General features: G+C 50.2%; 14 protein-coding genes, 1 tRNA gene and 1 pseudogene. 5 read left to right on the top strand and 11 right to left on the bottom strand.

The genetic code is table 11. The features are described from left to right. Positions 1–34 precede the first annotated feature (34 nt). The 4 genes from tolB (at position 35) to rpsT (ending at position 3,221) form a co-directional block, all read left to right on the top strand. Positions 35–1,408, top strand: a complete 1,374-nt coding sequence (tolB, locus tag AB1756_10230) for a Tol-Pal system beta propeller repeat protein TolB (protein ID MEW5807706.1) — start codon at positions 35–37, stop codon at positions 1,406–1,408. Positions 1,409–1,424: 16 nt separating this feature from the next. Further along, positions 1,425–2,015 (top strand): peptidoglycan-associated lipoprotein Pal, encoded by a 591-nt coding sequence (pal, locus tag AB1756_10235; GenBank protein ID MEW5807707.1) that lies wholly within the window; start codon positions 1,425–1,427, stop codon positions 2,013–2,015. Positions 2,016–2,030: 15 nt separating this feature from the next. Beyond that, positions 2,031–2,849 carry a tol-pal system protein YbgF gene (gene ybgF / locus AB1756_10240; GenBank protein ID MEW5807708.1) on the top strand — a complete coding sequence of 273 codons (819 nt, stop codon included), beginning with the start codon at positions 2,031–2,033 and terminating at the stop codon, positions 2,847–2,849. Between the two features lie 93 nt (positions 2,850–2,942). Beyond that, positions 2,943–3,221, top strand: coding sequence for a 30S ribosomal protein S20 (rpsT, locus tag AB1756_10245; protein MEW5807709.1), 279 nt, complete (start codon positions 2,943–2,945; stop codon positions 3,219–3,221). Here the strand turns inward: rpsT and AB1756_10250 are convergent, their stop codons facing one another. From AB1756_10250 to AB1756_10300, 11 genes and pseudogenes are all read right to left on the bottom strand, one after another. Further along, positions 3,222–4,298 carry a radical SAM protein gene (locus AB1756_10250; GenBank protein MEW5807710.1) on the bottom strand — a complete coding sequence of 359 codons (1,077 nt, stop codon included), beginning with the start codon at positions 4,296–4,298 and terminating at the stop codon, positions 3,222–3,224. 33 nt (positions 4,299–4,331) lie between these two features. Next, a complete protein-coding gene (locus AB1756_10255) occupies positions 4,332–4,811 on the bottom strand; it encodes a MauE/DoxX family redox-associated membrane protein (GenBank protein ID MEW5807711.1) in 480 nt (159 codons plus the stop codon). Continuing rightward, positions 4,772–5,299: a rhodanese-like domain-containing protein gene (locus AB1756_10260; GenBank protein ID MEW5807712.1), complete on the bottom strand. Its 528-nt coding sequence runs from the start codon at positions 5,297–5,299 to the stop codon at positions 4,772–4,774. The genes AB1756_10255 and AB1756_10260 overlap by 40 nt, the downstream gene beginning before the upstream one ends. Positions 5,300–5,442: 143 nt before the next feature. After that, positions 5,443–6,834: an FAD-dependent oxidoreductase gene (locus AB1756_10265; protein MEW5807713.1), complete on the bottom strand. Its 1,392-nt coding sequence runs from the start codon at positions 6,832–6,834 to the stop codon at positions 5,443–5,445. Between the two features lie 223 nt (positions 6,835–7,057). Further along, positions 7,058–9,313 carry a phosphate acetyltransferase gene (pta, locus tag AB1756_10270; protein ID MEW5807714.1) on the bottom strand — a complete coding sequence of 752 codons (2,256 nt, stop codon included), beginning with the start codon at positions 9,311–9,313 and terminating at the stop codon, positions 7,058–7,060. Between the two features lie 202 nt (positions 9,314–9,515). Further along, on the bottom strand, positions 9,516–10,115 hold the full coding sequence (locus AB1756_10275) for a biotin transporter BioY (protein ID MEW5807715.1): 600 nt from the start codon (positions 10,113–10,115) through the stop codon (positions 9,516–9,518). 77 nt (positions 10,116–10,192) lie between these two features. Next, on the bottom strand, positions 10,193–10,555 hold the full coding sequence (locus AB1756_10280; protein MEW5807716.1) for a response regulator: 363 nt from the start codon (positions 10,553–10,555) through the stop codon (positions 10,193–10,195). A 145-nt stretch (positions 10,556–10,700) separates the two neighbouring features. Beyond that, the gene (locus tag AB1756_10285) at positions 10,701–11,906 is read right to left on the bottom strand and encodes a radical SAM protein (GenBank protein ID MEW5807717.1); all 1,206 of its coding nucleotides are present in this window, start codon (positions 11,904–11,906) and stop codon (positions 10,701–10,703) included. 165 nt (positions 11,907–12,071) lie between these two features. Next, positions 12,072–12,521 (bottom strand): cytochrome c family protein, encoded by a 450-nt coding sequence (locus tag AB1756_10290; GenBank protein ID MEW5807718.1) that lies wholly within the window; start codon positions 12,519–12,521, stop codon positions 12,072–12,074. Positions 12,522–12,648: 127 nt separating this feature from the next. Then, positions 12,649–14,100, bottom strand: a pseudogene (locus AB1756_10295) (RtcB family protein). A gap of 37 nt (positions 14,101–14,137) precedes the next feature. After that, the gene (locus tag AB1756_10300; protein ID MEW5807719.1) at positions 14,138–14,560 is read right to left on the bottom strand and encodes an archease; all 423 of its coding nucleotides are present in this window, start codon (positions 14,558–14,560) and stop codon (positions 14,138–14,140) included. 106 nt (positions 14,561–14,666) lie between these two features. Between AB1756_10300 and AB1756_10305 the strand changes: the two genes are divergently transcribed. Further along, positions 14,667–14,754 (top strand) — tRNA-Leu (locus AB1756_10305). The last annotated feature ends 127 nt before the right edge of the window (positions 14,755–14,881 follow it).

The following is a 14,881-nucleotide window of genomic DNA, read 5'->3' on the forward strand; positions in this document are numbered from 1 at the left end:
GATTGCACTCTTTCAGCAAAAGGATCAATGTGGCATGAACTCATCGGAAGATCAAAATGAAGATCTGAGACGCTTGTCCAAACGGACATCAAAGAGCCTGCGGCCAGGAAACAGCTTATTCGCATCTGTCCTTGTCGTTGTTCTTTACCTCCTCTCATCCTCCTCCAGCCCCTATCCTGCGGTGCAGCAGGAACGGACCATCACCGGGATTATCGAGGGAAAGGGTTACACAAGGGTCAAGATCGCGATTCCCGGGCTCTATAGTGATCCCGTCTGCTCCGCATATCAGGATGAGCTCCGGAAGACGATTATCGATGACCTTGCCTACTCAGGATACTTCGAACCGCTGAGTGAATATCATCTCACTCTCGTCAGTCAGTTTTCTGAATCCAATCCCAACCTGAAGGAGTGGAATGCTGTGGGGGCCGACGTCACTGTCATCGGCAGGATGAAACGGAGCGGCGACAAGTTGCTTGTCGAAGCCAGGCTCTTCGATACGAGAAGTGAAAAGATGATTCTGGGAAGGTCCTACAGCGGCAGCCCGGACATTGTCAGACGGATCGCCCATAAGATGGCTGACGACATCATCCTACACTTCACCGGGGTCAACGGTCTCGGCCTGACGAGGATTGCCTTTTCCTCGAAAGCCGGAAATGCAAAAGAGATCTATGTGATGGACTACGATGGCCATCGGATACGCAGGCTCACGAGGAATGGAACCATCAGCCTGTGTCCTGCCTGGCCGCCTGGCGGCGATAAGCTGGCCTTCATATCGTTCCGCGAGGGAGTGGCAGGGATCTTTATCATTAACAGTTCCGGGGAGATCGTAGCGTCACGATCTAAGAAGGGAGATCTCAATTCGGCTCCGGACTGGTCTCCTGACGGAAATACCATAGTCTTCTCCTCCAATGAAGCGGGTAACTCGGAGATATACAAGTGGGATCTCAAGAGGGGAAAGGTGGAGAGACTAAGCTTTTGTGCTGCCATCGATTCTTCTCCCTGCTGGTCACCCACGGGAAGAGAGGTTGTCTTCACTTCGGATCGAAGTGGAAGCCCTCAACTTTACATCATGGATGCAGAGGGAACTAACGTGAGGAGGATAACTTTCGATGGGAATTACAACGATTCCGCCGCCTGGTCTCCCAGAGGCGATAAGATTGCCTACGCCTCTCGAAAGGATGGAAGGTTCGACATATGCATCTACGATCTGAACAGCGGGACATCCGTCCCTCTGACAGGCAACAGCGGGAACAATGAGAATCCAAGATGGTCCCCGGATGGGAGACACCTAGTCTTTGCTTCCAGCAGGACCGGCTCTTATAATATATTTTCAATGAACATGGATGGGTCAGATCTGAAGCAGCTTACTTTCTCGGGAAACTGCTTCACACCCGACTGGTCAAAATAACCTGAAGGAGGAAAAAATGACTGGAAGAGCGAAATGGATGGCACTTGTTCTGATTTTGTTTATCATCGCATCGGCTATGCTTCTGGTTTCCTGCCCGAGAAAAGCGAAAAAGGAACCTGCCCAGCCAGCAACAGAGATACCACCCTTTACTCCGGCGCAGGAAAAGATCGAGAAGACCCCTGCGCCTGTCGAGGTGAAGGAGAGCTGGCTGGAGCCGGCAACAAAAGAGGAAGATCTTCCCGAAGTCGCTTTCATCGATGAGCTCAACATGAAAAAGTTATTAAAGACGGTCTACTTCGATTTCGATAAGTACGATTTGCGAGAGGACACCATTGCAACCCTGAAGGAAAACACGAAATGGCTCAGGGAAAATCCGCAGTACCAGATCACTCTCGAGGGACACTGTGATGAGAGGGGCACGATAGAGTACAACCTCGAGCTCGGAGCAAAACGAGCAGGCGCGGTGAAGAATTATCTGATCAGCCTTGGACTTTCGGAAGAGAGATTCAAGAGCATCAGCTATGGAGAGGAAAGGCCCGCTGACCCAGACCATAATGAGGAGGCCTGGGCCAAGAATAGAAGAGTGGAATTCATCATAGGGCAGTAAGCCAGGAGGTTTACCTTGAAGAGAAAAATCAGTCTAGTTCTCTTGCTCTTCGCTTCCGCGCTTTCGCTGACGGGTTGCATCACGCCGAAACAGTTCGATATGGTGCAATCCAATATTTCTGACATTCAGGAAAAGATATCCGTTTTGAAAAAGGAAATATCCGAAGCCGGTTCCAAAATAGATAGAATCGACGAGAAAATGGAGAATCAGGAGCAGAAGTCTCGGACCGGTCAGGCGGATGTCCAGATCAAGATCGAGGCTCTAAGCAGGGACATCCAGATCCTTCTAGACAGGCTGGCTGACACCAACCAGCGGATATCGACCCTGTCCCAGGAGATCCTGGCCACAAAGGAGATCCTGAGGGCGGCACCACAGATTCCCTCTCAGGTGTCGGGAGCGCAGCCAGCCGCAACGTCCGGAGCTGCCTCTGGCGAGAAGCCTTTTTTACCCTCGAATCCCGACGAGCTCTTTAAATCTTCCTATGCCGATTATTCCAAGGGAAATTACGCTCTTGCCATCTCAGGCTTCCAGGAATACATAGTCAGATATCCAAAGAGCGACCTGACAGATAACGCCCAGTACTGGATCGGAGAATGCTATTTCAGCCAGGGAAACCATAAATCGGCCATCGATGAGTTCGATAAGGTCATCGAAAACTTTCCCGACGGGGACAAGGTTCCAGGCGCATATCTTAAAAAAGGATTGGCTCTCTTCGAGATGCATCAGACGGCAAAGGGAGTCATGCAGCTTCAGTATCTGATCGGCAGATACCCGAAGAGCGACGAAGCAAGGATCGCCAAAGACAAGCTCAAGAGTATGGGAGCTTCATTTTGAATCCTCCAGCAAGTGATCTTCACAGGCTCTTTGTTGACAGATTGCGATAAGTTTTCTAATATATGGTAATTTAAAGGGAAGGAGTCTTTCTAAATGGCTACGCATCGTTCGGCAGAAAAGAAAATGAAACAGGACTTCAAGAGGCGCGAGAGAAGGCACACCAACCTCAGCTCACTTCGAACCAGGATAAAGAAATTGAGATCCTTCATAGATAAGAAGGATGTGCAATCAGCCCAGAAACTTCTCCCCGAGACGCTATCCTTCATAGACAGATCTGTTGTCAAAGGAATCATCCATAGAAACACCGCTTCCAGATACAAATCAAATCTGATGGCCTTGCTTCAATCTCTCGCCGCGGGAAAGAAGGGCTGATCAGTCCTTTTTTCCCATTCCCGGCTCGTAAATACAGAATGGTTCTTCCTCGAGATAGTCACCCTTGGAATAGAAGGCTCTTGCCCTGCATCCCTCGCAGACATTCCTGAATTCGCAGATTCCGCATTTGCCCTTGAGGAGGGAGGTGTCTCTCAGAGAGGCAAAGACTTGCGAGTTTTTCCAGATCTCCCCGAGCGACTGTGTCCTAACGTTTCCCGCGCCGACGGGCAGATAACCACAAGGGTAGATATTCCCCCTGTGGGAGACGAAGCAGACGGAAGTACCCGCCAGACAGCCTTTCGTGATGGCTGACATCCCATCCTTTCTCTCCCGTCCGAATTTCACTTTCTTCTGTCTCAGGATCCTGTAAAAGTGCGGAGCGCATGTCGCCTTAAGTTCCATTTTCGTTTCAGTCATCATGTCACATAGCCAGGCAAGGACTTCCTCATATCTCTCTCCATTGATCATCTGCTCATCGGCGATCTCGACGCCGCAGCCCACCGGCACCAGCAGGAAGAGGTGAAGCGCATCGGCACCAAGATTCTCGGCAAGCCTCAGAATCTCCGGAAGCTCATCCACGTTGTGATTGGCAATGGTCGTATTGAACTGAAGGCTCATCCCGATCTCCTTCAGGTTCATGAACCCCTCTATGGCTCTTTCAAACGACCCTGAAATGCCGCGGAAGGAATCATGCGTTCTTGCATTGGATCCATCTATGCTGATGCTCACCCTTCGGAATCCCGACTCTTTTATCTCGCGGGCTGACTTCATATCTATTAGAGTTCCGTTTGTCGCAAGGGCGATAGGCAGACCTCTCAACGAGGCATGTCGGGCAAGATCGAAGACATCAGCCCGATAGAGTGGCTCACCCCCGCTGAAGATCAGAATGGGGCGCGCAAACTCGACGATCGAGTCAATCAGCTTCTTTCCTTCTTCAGTGGTGAGTTCTTCAGGGGATCTTCCCGGGGAAGCAGAAGCCCTGCAGTGGATGCATTTCAGGTTACAGGCCGGCGTCAGCTCCCAGAAGACGAGCCTCAAAGCAAACTGTTCTTCTCGCTTCGCAGAAAATTTTTTCATGATGCTTCTCTTATCGGCACTCGGTTAAGATGGTCATGGATTCTGTCTTGCTTTTGACGGGGACAGGAGTATGGAAACGGTCATAATCAGCATCAGTGAGTCTCGCAGGAGAAGCTCCAGGCTGATTTTCATCCCTTCCTTTGTATTGAAACATCCGCAGGAGATATCGAGCCCCCTGAAGAGGGCCAATGAAATAGCCACAATGAAAACGGAGAGGAGTAGAGCGAGGACGAGGGCTGATCCTCGCATCCTGTATCCAAGGATCAGGAATATCCCGGCAAACAGTTCTATCCAGGGGAGCATGATGGCAAGGATATTCTCCGCATAGTAAGGAAGCATCCTGTAATTATGGACCACCCTCCCGAAATCGGAAACGTGAGCGATCTTGTCGAAACTGGCATAGATGAAGACGATGCCTATGGCTATGCGAAAGAGGAAGATGATTATTGTCTGAATGTTCTGCGGGATCATTCTCAAGCACCACTTTTCACCGGGAAACCGGCATTCACCCATTCCTGCCATCCCCCGTAAAATATCTTTATCCTCTTGAAACCTCTCTCCCTCATTGCAAATGCCAGCTGGATGCTGGCCTCGCATTCCGTGCCGCTGCAGTAAGTGACTATCACCCTGCCCTGATCGAACATCCCGGAGATATCCGGATGCTTGTCCAGATACCATCCATAGGGGACGTTGATTGACCCCTCGATATGGCCTTCCAGGTATTCTTCTTTTTCCCTGGCATCAAGAAACACGGCTTCTCCATTTTCAAAGAGTTTCTTCGCCTCATCAAGATCTATGAATACAGGTTCCGCAGCGGGGTCCTGCGTCTCAGTTCCAGAGCTTTCCACAGCAGTTGAGTCCTGCTCGCCGGGATGAGGCCATTTCTTCATGACCTGGAGCCCATCCTTCCGGACATAGTTGTAGGCAAAGCCTACGGCTGCACCCACGAGGATAATTAAAAGAGCATCAAGTATAATTTTCCATTTTATTTTGAAAAACATCTGTAAGAGTTACTCCATCGCCCGCGAGATGAAAATTCATTCAGCTAAATCGGTTTTTTGAATGAAAAATTATAGCCCTGACATTGCGTTGCCGCAACAATAAGAGGGGTTCCAGATCCTGTATCGCACGAGCTCCGAAGCGATCAGGCGTTCCCCTTGATGATGGAGGATGCTCCCCTGCCGGCAATGACGCCTGTTGCCGAGGCATTTATCAGGTCTCTGGAGAGACCTGCTCCATCCCCGGCCACGAAAAGGCCCCTCAGATTGGTCTGCATCAGCGAATCCACTTCTATTGTCATGGCATAGTACTTTATCTCCGGTGCGTATAGCAGCGTTGAATCGGATGCAACCCCGGGAATGATTCTGTCCAGGACTTCCAGCCCTTCCAGGAGATCTTCAACGATTCGGTGCGGCAGAGCCATTGAGATATCTCCTGGAGTGACGTCAGGAAGGGTTGGCCGCACGTAATTTCTCAGAATGCGTCCCGCATTGGACCTCCTTCCTCGCCTGAGATCACCGAGCCTCTGGAGGATAGGCTTCCTGCCACCGATCGTAGTCGCGAGAAGCGCAACGCTTCTTCCATACTGTGAGGTATTCTCGATAGGCTCGGTCAGTTCGACTCTGACCAGGAAGGCAAAGTTAGTATTTTCGGAGCTCCGCCCCTTGAAGGAGTGGCCGTTCACTCCGACGTAATCGTCGTATCTCTCTTTTACGACGAAGCCGCCATCATTGGCGCAGAATGTCCGGACGAAGTCATCGTAGGTTTTCGTCCTTATGTGAAATTTTGGATCCCTGTTGATTCGTGTAACGGGAGTCATCACGATTCTGGGCAGCTCGACTCTGATGCCGACATCGATGGGACCATGCCGCGCTCCGATTTTGAACTCCCTTGATATCTTCTCCATCCAGCCTGAACCGGCTCTTCCCGGAGCCAGGATGACTGCCTTCGAGAAGATCTTCTCCCCTCCCTCGCAGATAACTCCAGCGCACACCTTTCCCTCGCTGAGGATGTCTTCCACCCGGCATCGAAGCTTGAAACGGACACCTCTCTCATCGAGCGATTTCTTGAAACGAGATATCACCTCGACCGCTCTATCCGTCCCGATGTGTCTCTGGGGGATCTCGATGAAGGACGCTCCGTTTGCCGCCGCCTTTCTCTTGAGTTGTTCCACTTCTTCTGTTCCCGGATTAATGACCTCTCCGGGAGCGCCATGGAGGAGGAAGATGCTGTCCACATACTTCACGAGATCCCAGGCCTTCTCGGCGTCCTTTGTATATTCAGAGAGGTTCCCACCGATATCTGGTCTCAGATTCAAAGTTCCATCGGAAAAGATGCCCGCCCCGCCGATACCTGATATGATATCGAGCTTCTCAGCTCTGAGCTCGCCCCTCTCATTGAAGACATAGCCTCGGTCATGGACGTTTCCCCCTCTGTCGATAACGAGGACATCGAACCCAAGGGATGCAAGTTCGTTGGCGGCGAAGAGACCCGCAGGACCAGCGCCTACGATAATCGAATCGTATCTGTCTTTCATAACAATTCTTCTATCATTCCCCATAGGTCTAAGATAAAGCCAAATTCATTACTTTCAACCTGCATTAGATTTTTCTCCATTAACAGAAAGGGGGAATTCCTTCAACTGGGATTGCCTTCGAACCCTTTGTCGATATTCGATCTGTATAAAGCAAAAAGCTTTTTTATTCGAGCATGCAAAGTTCTGGGTAAAGCAGGTTATAGCAAAAACGGAAGAGGAATGATCAATCCTCAGCCATGACGGCCGTGATGGCCGTGATGTTGACGATCTCGCTCACCGAAGAGTAGTGGTTCAAGACATTGACCGGCTTCCTCATTCCCATGAGGATCGGTCCGATAATCTCTGCTCCTGCCAGCCTCTGGATGAGTTTGTAGGCAACGTTGCCCGATTGTAGATCCGGAAAGATGAGTACGTTAGCATCTCCTTTGATCCTAGAGTGCGGGAATGTTTCCTTGCAGATCTCCGGCACGACGGCAGTATCTGCTTGCATCTCTCCTTCAATAATTATGTCTGGATTCTTCTTCTTGGCCAGTTCCGTTGCCCGTTTGACTTTTTCGGCAAAAGGATGCTTGACGCTGCCAAAGTTGGAGAAGGAGAGCATGGCCACCCGCGGCTCGATCCGGAAGAATTTACTGACCGTTTTTGCTCCGAGCGTGGCAATCTCGGCGAGATCTTCCGCCGTGGGTTCGATGTTGACTGTGGCATCAGCAAAAAACATTACCTTGTCCTTGAGGACGAGGCAGTACATCCCGGAGACTTTTTCCACATCGTCTTTGAGCTTGATGACCTGGAGGGCGGGCCGAATAGTGTCAGGATATGACATATTGATGCCGCAGACCAGTCCATCGGCTTCGCCCATATGGACCATCATCATTCCAAAGATGTGCTCTTCTCTGATGCTCCTCATTGCAAGATGCGGGGTCATCCCACTCCTCTGCCTCAGTACGTAAAGTTCTTCGGTGTACTTTTGTAGCTTCGGGGATGTCAGAGGATCGATGATTTCGACGCCATCGAGTTCAAGCCCGTTCTTCTTAACAATATCGCTGATCTCGGCCTTGTTTCCGATGAGGATCGGGACGGCAATCTTCTCGTCAAGAATCTGCTGGCATGCCCTGAGGACCTTTACCTCTTTCCCTTCGGGGAAAACGATCCTCTTGGGTTTCTGTCTGGCTCGATTGATTACTACGCGCATGACCTCTCGCGATTTCCCGAGTATTCTCTTTTCCAGGCTCTCCCGGTAGGCTTCCATGCTCTCGAGAGGCTTGCGTGCTACTCCCGTCTTCATCGCTGCCTCTGCAACGGCAGGAGCCTCCCAGAGAAGGACGCGTGGATCGAACGGTTTCGGAATGATGTATTCCGGGCCAAACTGGAGCTTCTGATCTCCGTAAGCCTTGATGACTACATCAGGAACGTCTTCTTTGGCAAGATCGGCAAGTGCTTTCGCAGCGGCTACCTTCATCTCCATATTGATCGCTTTCGCCTGTACGTCAAGAGCGCCTCGGAATATGAAAGGAAACCCAAGGACGTTGTTGACCTGGTTCGGGAAGTCAGATCTTCCAGTAGCCATGATGATGTCATCTCTCGCATCCTTGGCGTCTGGGTAAGTAATTTCCGGATCGGGATTAGCCATGGCAAAAACTATTGGATTATCAGCCATGGATCGGACCATATCCTTCGTTACAAGGTCCTTCACGGAGACTCCCACAAAGACATCGGCACCCTTCATGGCATCTGCCAGAGTCCTGGCATTCGTCTCAATGGCGAACTCTTCCTTGTAAAGATTCATCGCCTCTCTTCTTCCCTTGTAAATGACCCCCTTCGTATCGGCAAGAAGGATATTCTCCTTCTTGACCCCTATCGCCAGGAACATCCTGGCACAGGCGATTCCCGCGGCTCCCGCACCACAGAAGACCACTTTGACCTTGTCTATCTTCTTATTGACAAGTTCCAGAGCATTGAGCAGGCCCGCGGCACTGATGATTGCCGTCCCGTGCTGGTCATCGTGGAAGATTGGTATATCCATGCTCTCGATGAGCCTCTGCTCTATGTAGAAACATTCGGGAGCCTTGATGTCTTCGAGGTTGATCCCTCCAAAGGTGGGCTCCATCAATTTCACCGCTTTGATGAACTCATCCGGGTCTTCCGTAGCAAGTTCGATATCAAAGACATCTATATCTGCAAACCTCTTGAAGAGAACTCCCTTCCCTTCCATAACCGGTTTACCGGCAAGCGCTCCTATGTTTCCAAGCCCCAGAACGGCAGTTCCATTCGATATAACAGCAACGAGATTTCCCTTTGTTGTGTATTTGTAAGCATCCTCGGGATTCTTCTTTATCTCCAGACAGGGAACGGCGACCCCAGGCGTATAAGCCAGGGAAAGATCTCTCTGCGTCAAGCATGGCTTTGTCGGAACGACCTCAACTTTTCCCTTTCTTCCCAAAGAATGATACTCAAGCGCCTCGATTTCTCTTATCGACATTTCTCATCTCCTTTTACCTTCCTTGAAAGATTAGTATTGATGGTCAAGAAACCGTTGCTGATTGTTTATGATTTCTCTCAGCTATTTTTGAGTAAAGATTATGCCACATCCGACCGAGCCTTTCAATCACAATGCTGGGGTTTGCGTGAAGGGAAAAAGATGAAAAAGGGTTTTGTGAGATAGAGGAAAGCAGAGGAACGTATCAGAATAATCCCTTCCTGCGCATTACGCCATAGTAGAGGGATGCTGCTATGATCCCCTTGCTGGCATCGATCAGGATGAAAGGAAAAACCCCGATGTTAAACGTGTGCATGAGCAGAAGGCTCCCCTGGAGACCTGTCAATGCTTTGACATAGAGAATCAGATGGATGAGACCAAAGAAATAGATGATCGTCATGCCGGAAACGATCGTCACAATGAAATTAAATCTACGCAAGATATTCCTCTCTTTGAGATAAGCGATTGCCAAGGCAGCCGGGATGAAACCGACTATATAACCGCCTGTGGGTCCTGCCAGAGATGAGAATCCGGCTGAGGCTCCGGAAAAGACGGGGAATCCCATCAGGCCGGCTGCCAGGTAGAGGACCATGCTCAATGGAGCGAGCCGGGAGCTCAGGAAATAGCCGGTCAGGAAGACGGCAAGGACCTGGAGTGTGAAAGGAACGGGAGTGAAGGGAAGCGGAACCTTCACCTGGGACAGCAAGGCCGTCAAGATGCAGAAAAAGAATACCGATATGATGGCTCTAAACGCGCCTGTTCGATCCCGATCCAGCTCATGCATCATCAAAATGTATCTCTTCATCTTCTCTCCCTGAAAATCGTTAATTTTATATCACAATCACGTTTTCCAATCTACCACTATTCGACACTTTTGAATTTTCATTTCTGAAGAATCCGAGAAACGGAGCCTTTTATCGTCCCGAGGGTGAAGGGCTTATACAGGAGTTCTCCCTTCATGCCTCTGATGTTCTGTTCCGTTTTCTGCTCCGTCTCATAAGCCGTCATGGCGATGACCTTCATTTCAGGGCTTATCTTTTTGGCGACCCTCAGTATCTCTACGCCGCTGATGTCGGGAAGCCTGAGGTCCGTGATGATCAGGTCATACCGGTTGAGGGAGAGCTTCTCGATTGCTTCCAGGCCCGAAGAGGCGGAATCTACCATATACCCGTCTTCCTGCAGCGAATGGATGAGAGCAATTCTGATCAGTTTTTCATCATCTATGAGAAGTATCCTTTGCTGCATCTCTACTGCTCAAATGATTCCAAGCTAGATGCAAAATCTCTACCACATGCATCTTCTCATCATGTAGCGGTTCTTTTTTGATGATAGGCTGGATTAAATTCGTTTAATTTTGCGGGAAAAAACACTCTTTAAGTGTTTTATGGCATTATTTGATCCCTATTTCCTCATCGGTGAGATAGCAGGCAGGGTCCTCCATCCAGGGGTCTTTGTAAATCGCGTATGCCCTGGCCCTCATGCTTCCGCCGCAGGCATCCTTCCAGATGCACTTTCCGCATCTTCCCTTAAGAATCCCTTTCCTGTTCTTGAGCCCTGCCATGAGTGGGTCGCCGACATCCATCCAGATCTCGCTGAATTTCCTGTCACGGACGTTCCCGAGCGTGTAAGACATCCAGAACTGATCCGGGTGGACATTCCCAAGAAAATCGATGCATCCGATTCCAACTCCGGAACTGTATGTTCCCCCTCCATTCCACTTCAGGAGTTTCATGACCTTTTCGGCTCGCTCTGGATCCTCCTCACGAAGCTTGAAGTAGAGATAGACCCCATCGCAGTGGTTATCCACTGTCAGGATCTCTCTGTTCAATCCTCTCCTGCAGAAATCTGCCGTCCTCTCGATGATTATGTCCATGGCTTCTCTGCTCTGGCCGTGCGTCAGATCATCCTCGAGCATACTCGTTCCCCTGCCCGAATAGACGAGATGATAGAAGCATGCCCTGTTGATGTTCTCCTCCTCTATGAAATCGAAGATGCCATTGAGGTCACAGAAGTTCTGCCTTGTGAGGGTCAGGCGCAGTCCCACCTTCTGCCCGATATTCACGCAGTTCCTGAAGCCCCTGACCGCCTTCGAAAATGCACCTTCAACGCCACGGAATCTGTCATTTGCCATTTCTATCCCATCGAGCGATATACCGACGTAGATGAAACCCGAATCTTTCAGCTTTTCGGCCACCCTCTCATCGATCAGCGTCCCGTTCGTTGACAGGACAGGCCTTATCCCGCTGCTTCTGGCATATTTCACTAGATCGAAAAGATCTTTTCTCATCAGCGGTTCTCCACCTGAGAAGAGCAATGCCGGGATTGAGAACTGTGCCAGATCATCGATGAGGGCTCTTGCCTCCTCTGTGTTAAGTTCGCCGCTATAGCTGATGTTCTCTGAGTCTGTATAGCAGTGGATGCACCTGAGATTGCATCTCCGCGTGATGTTCCAGACGACTACCGGTTTTCTCTTCCCTGCCGATTCCGGAAGTGTGTGAGAATCTGCCAGCCTCTTCGCCGCTTCCTCACTGTCTCCGTATCTCAGAACATCCCCGCCCGCGGATTCACCACAGTAGAGCTTCGTTATTCCAATCATGCTTCCTGCCTTTTCATAAAAATTCGATCTATTGAAATGGAGAATATATTATAGAGGCTAATCTTGAAAACGCACACCTGACGGGAAGTAAAAAGGGGATATGCTCAAAGCATACCCCCTGTAAAATGAGCTACATCCGTAAAATGACTGTTAACTGCCCAGTGATTACTTCTGCTTCACGGCATGCATGGCTTTCGGCTTCATCTCTTCATAGTTGAAGCCTTTGAAGGTCGGGCTCTTTGCGTTATGACAACCTTCACAAGCTGCTTTATCTGGTATTATCAATCCCGCTGCTTTCGCTTTGGCTGGATCCTTCATGACGGCAGGCGACTTGTAATCGCTGCCAGGACCATGGCAAGCCTCGCACTGGACACCACCCAGCACCGCCTCCGTCTTTCCATGCCCTGTGCTATGGCAGGCAAGACACTTTGGATCTTTCTGCTCCTCGGGCTTCAGGGCCTCCATTGCCTTGGCATGCTTCAGCTGGGCCCATGATTCGAATTCTGTCTTGTGGCAGATCTTGCACTTCTCCGCTCCGACATAGGTAGGTGCTGAAATCACCGGGGCGATAAAGAATACACTCAAAATCGCAAACAGGACTGACAATTTTTTCATTATTTGATTCTCCTTTTTATGTGTTCTTTTTCACATAATTTTAAAAATTATAGCACTTCTTCGCCATTTGGCAATTTATTTTGCATGCTGCGTAGATGCCGATGCCAGCATGTACTCCATGGCTTCATCATCCCTTGATGACGCCCATTGGGATTAGCTTGGCAACCTTTCTGGAGATTCCCGCTCCGTGGACGGCATCCACGACATCCGAAACGTCCTTGTAGGCTTCAGGAATCTCCTCCATCAGAGTCGATCTTTCTACGGAAAGTACATGGATCCCTTTGCTCTCCAGCTCGCGCAGGATAGATTTCTGCGCAGCGACTTTCTTGGCTTGAGTACGGCTCAAGACCCTGCCGGCTCCATGACAGGTGCTCCCGAACGTCTCTTCTAATGCTCTTTGCGTTCCAAGGAGGACATAGCTGCATCGCCCCATGTCACCCGGTATCAGGACGGGCTGTCCGACGTGGCGATAGCTCAGCGGTACTGAGAGATGCCCCGGCGGAAAGGCTCGTGTCGCTCCTTTCCTGTGAACGCAGACTTTCTTCTCCTTCCCTTCGAGGATGTGAGTCTCGATCTTCGCGATGTTGTGGCATACATCGTACACCGTCGAGAGCCCATACTTCTCGGCACTTTTCCCCAGCACTCGCTCAAACGTCTCCTTCACCCAGTAGGAGATGATCTGCCTGTTGGCGAAAGCATAGTTGGCGGCACAGATCATGGCCGCCAGATATCTCTTCCCTTCATCCGACTTGATGGGAGCGCAGCAGAGCTGTCTATCGGGAAGCTCTATGCCATACTTCTGAGACGCTCTGAGCATGACCTTGATGTAGTCATCGCAGACCTGGTATCCGAACCCCCTTGAGCCGGTATGGACGATGATAGTCACCTGATTCTTGAACAGGCCAAGTGTACTGGCTCCCTCTTCGTCATAAATCTCCTGGACGTAGCCGACTTCGACGAAGTGGTTCCCTGAGCCTGCCGTACCAAGCTGAGATCTCCCCCTCTCCAGGGCTTTCTCGCTCACCATCGAAGGGTCTGCACCCTCGATCTTCCCACCGTCTTCTATATGTTGCAGCTCTTCCCTGCTCCCGAGCCCCCTCTCGGCAGCCCACTCGGCGCCCTTCACAAGCACCTTCCTCTCTTCCTCAACGTTCAGTTTCAGATCCTTCCTGTGAGAGCCGACACCGGATGGGATGTTTGCAAAGAGAGCACTCACGATCTCTCTTATTCTTCCTCTAACGTCATCCACGCTCAGACCTGAGCGCATGAGTCGCACCCCTCAGTTGATATCGTAGCCGACCCCTCCGGGCGAGATGATTCCCTCATCCATGTCAAAGGCGGCAACTCCACCGATCGGAAAACCGTAGCCCCAGTGCATGTCCGGCATCGCCATGGATGCCCTGATGATCCCGGGGAGATAGGCTACGTTCATAACCTGCTGCGGACTCTGATCCTTCTGGATATCATTCATCATTTCCTGGCTTGCATATATGATCCCCTCGACTCTCATCTTGCCTTCCTTCGGGATCCTCCACCTGTAATCATCGATTTTCTGAAGTTTACAGGATATCTGATTCATCTTTGCCCCCTTCTTCTAAGAGCTTTTCATAAGCCTGTTAAATATCGAAGATTATACGAAGAGCCCATCCGGTCCTATCCTCGGATACTAGGATGTTGTGGTAGGTAGCTGCCTTGATCTCTTTTCTGATTCTGTGAACGTCATGCCTGAACTCTTCTCCCCTGCACTCTGCTTTCAGGAATCTATCGCCCATCTCCCTGATATCAAAGATCTTGAGCAGAACACTTCTCGCGTCATGGATGAATAGAAGCTCATTGAGCCAGTTCACCATCAGTTCTTCCCTGTCCTCTCCTGTCACCTCGATCCTGTATATGCTTTTCGGTTCCACCGTGGATAGATCTATCATGATGTCAAAGACGGAAAAAGCGGCTCGTTCGAATAGTTCCTGCTTTGACCCCGCTCTTACAATCAGTCCGAGATCCGCCGTATGATCGATGAACTCATAAAAACTTGCGGCCATATCTTTTTATATTATAGTCACTGCTGGCGGAGCGAAGCAATTCTTTTCATCGAGCCTCGCTTTCCTTGACAAACCTTCTTTCAAAAAATATCATAGCGTCTGCGGTGCCGAAGTGGCGGAACTGGCAGACGCGCTAGATTCAGGGTCTAGTGGGCGAATAGCCCGTAGGAGTTCGACCCTCCTCTTCGGCACCATTGTATTGGTTCAGCGTGAATTGGAGAAAACGGCCTATTGAGTTAAGGTGGAATTGTTAAAGATTTCTATTCTTCTTTTTCTTGCCTCCTGCAATTTCTCATCCCTGGTTTTCAAGATCATTTCTCT

It is taken from the genome of Acidobacteriota bacterium, from assembly GCA_040752675.1.
GTDB lineage: Bacteria > Acidobacteriota > Polarisedimenticolia > JBFMGF01 > JBFMGF01 > JBFMGF01.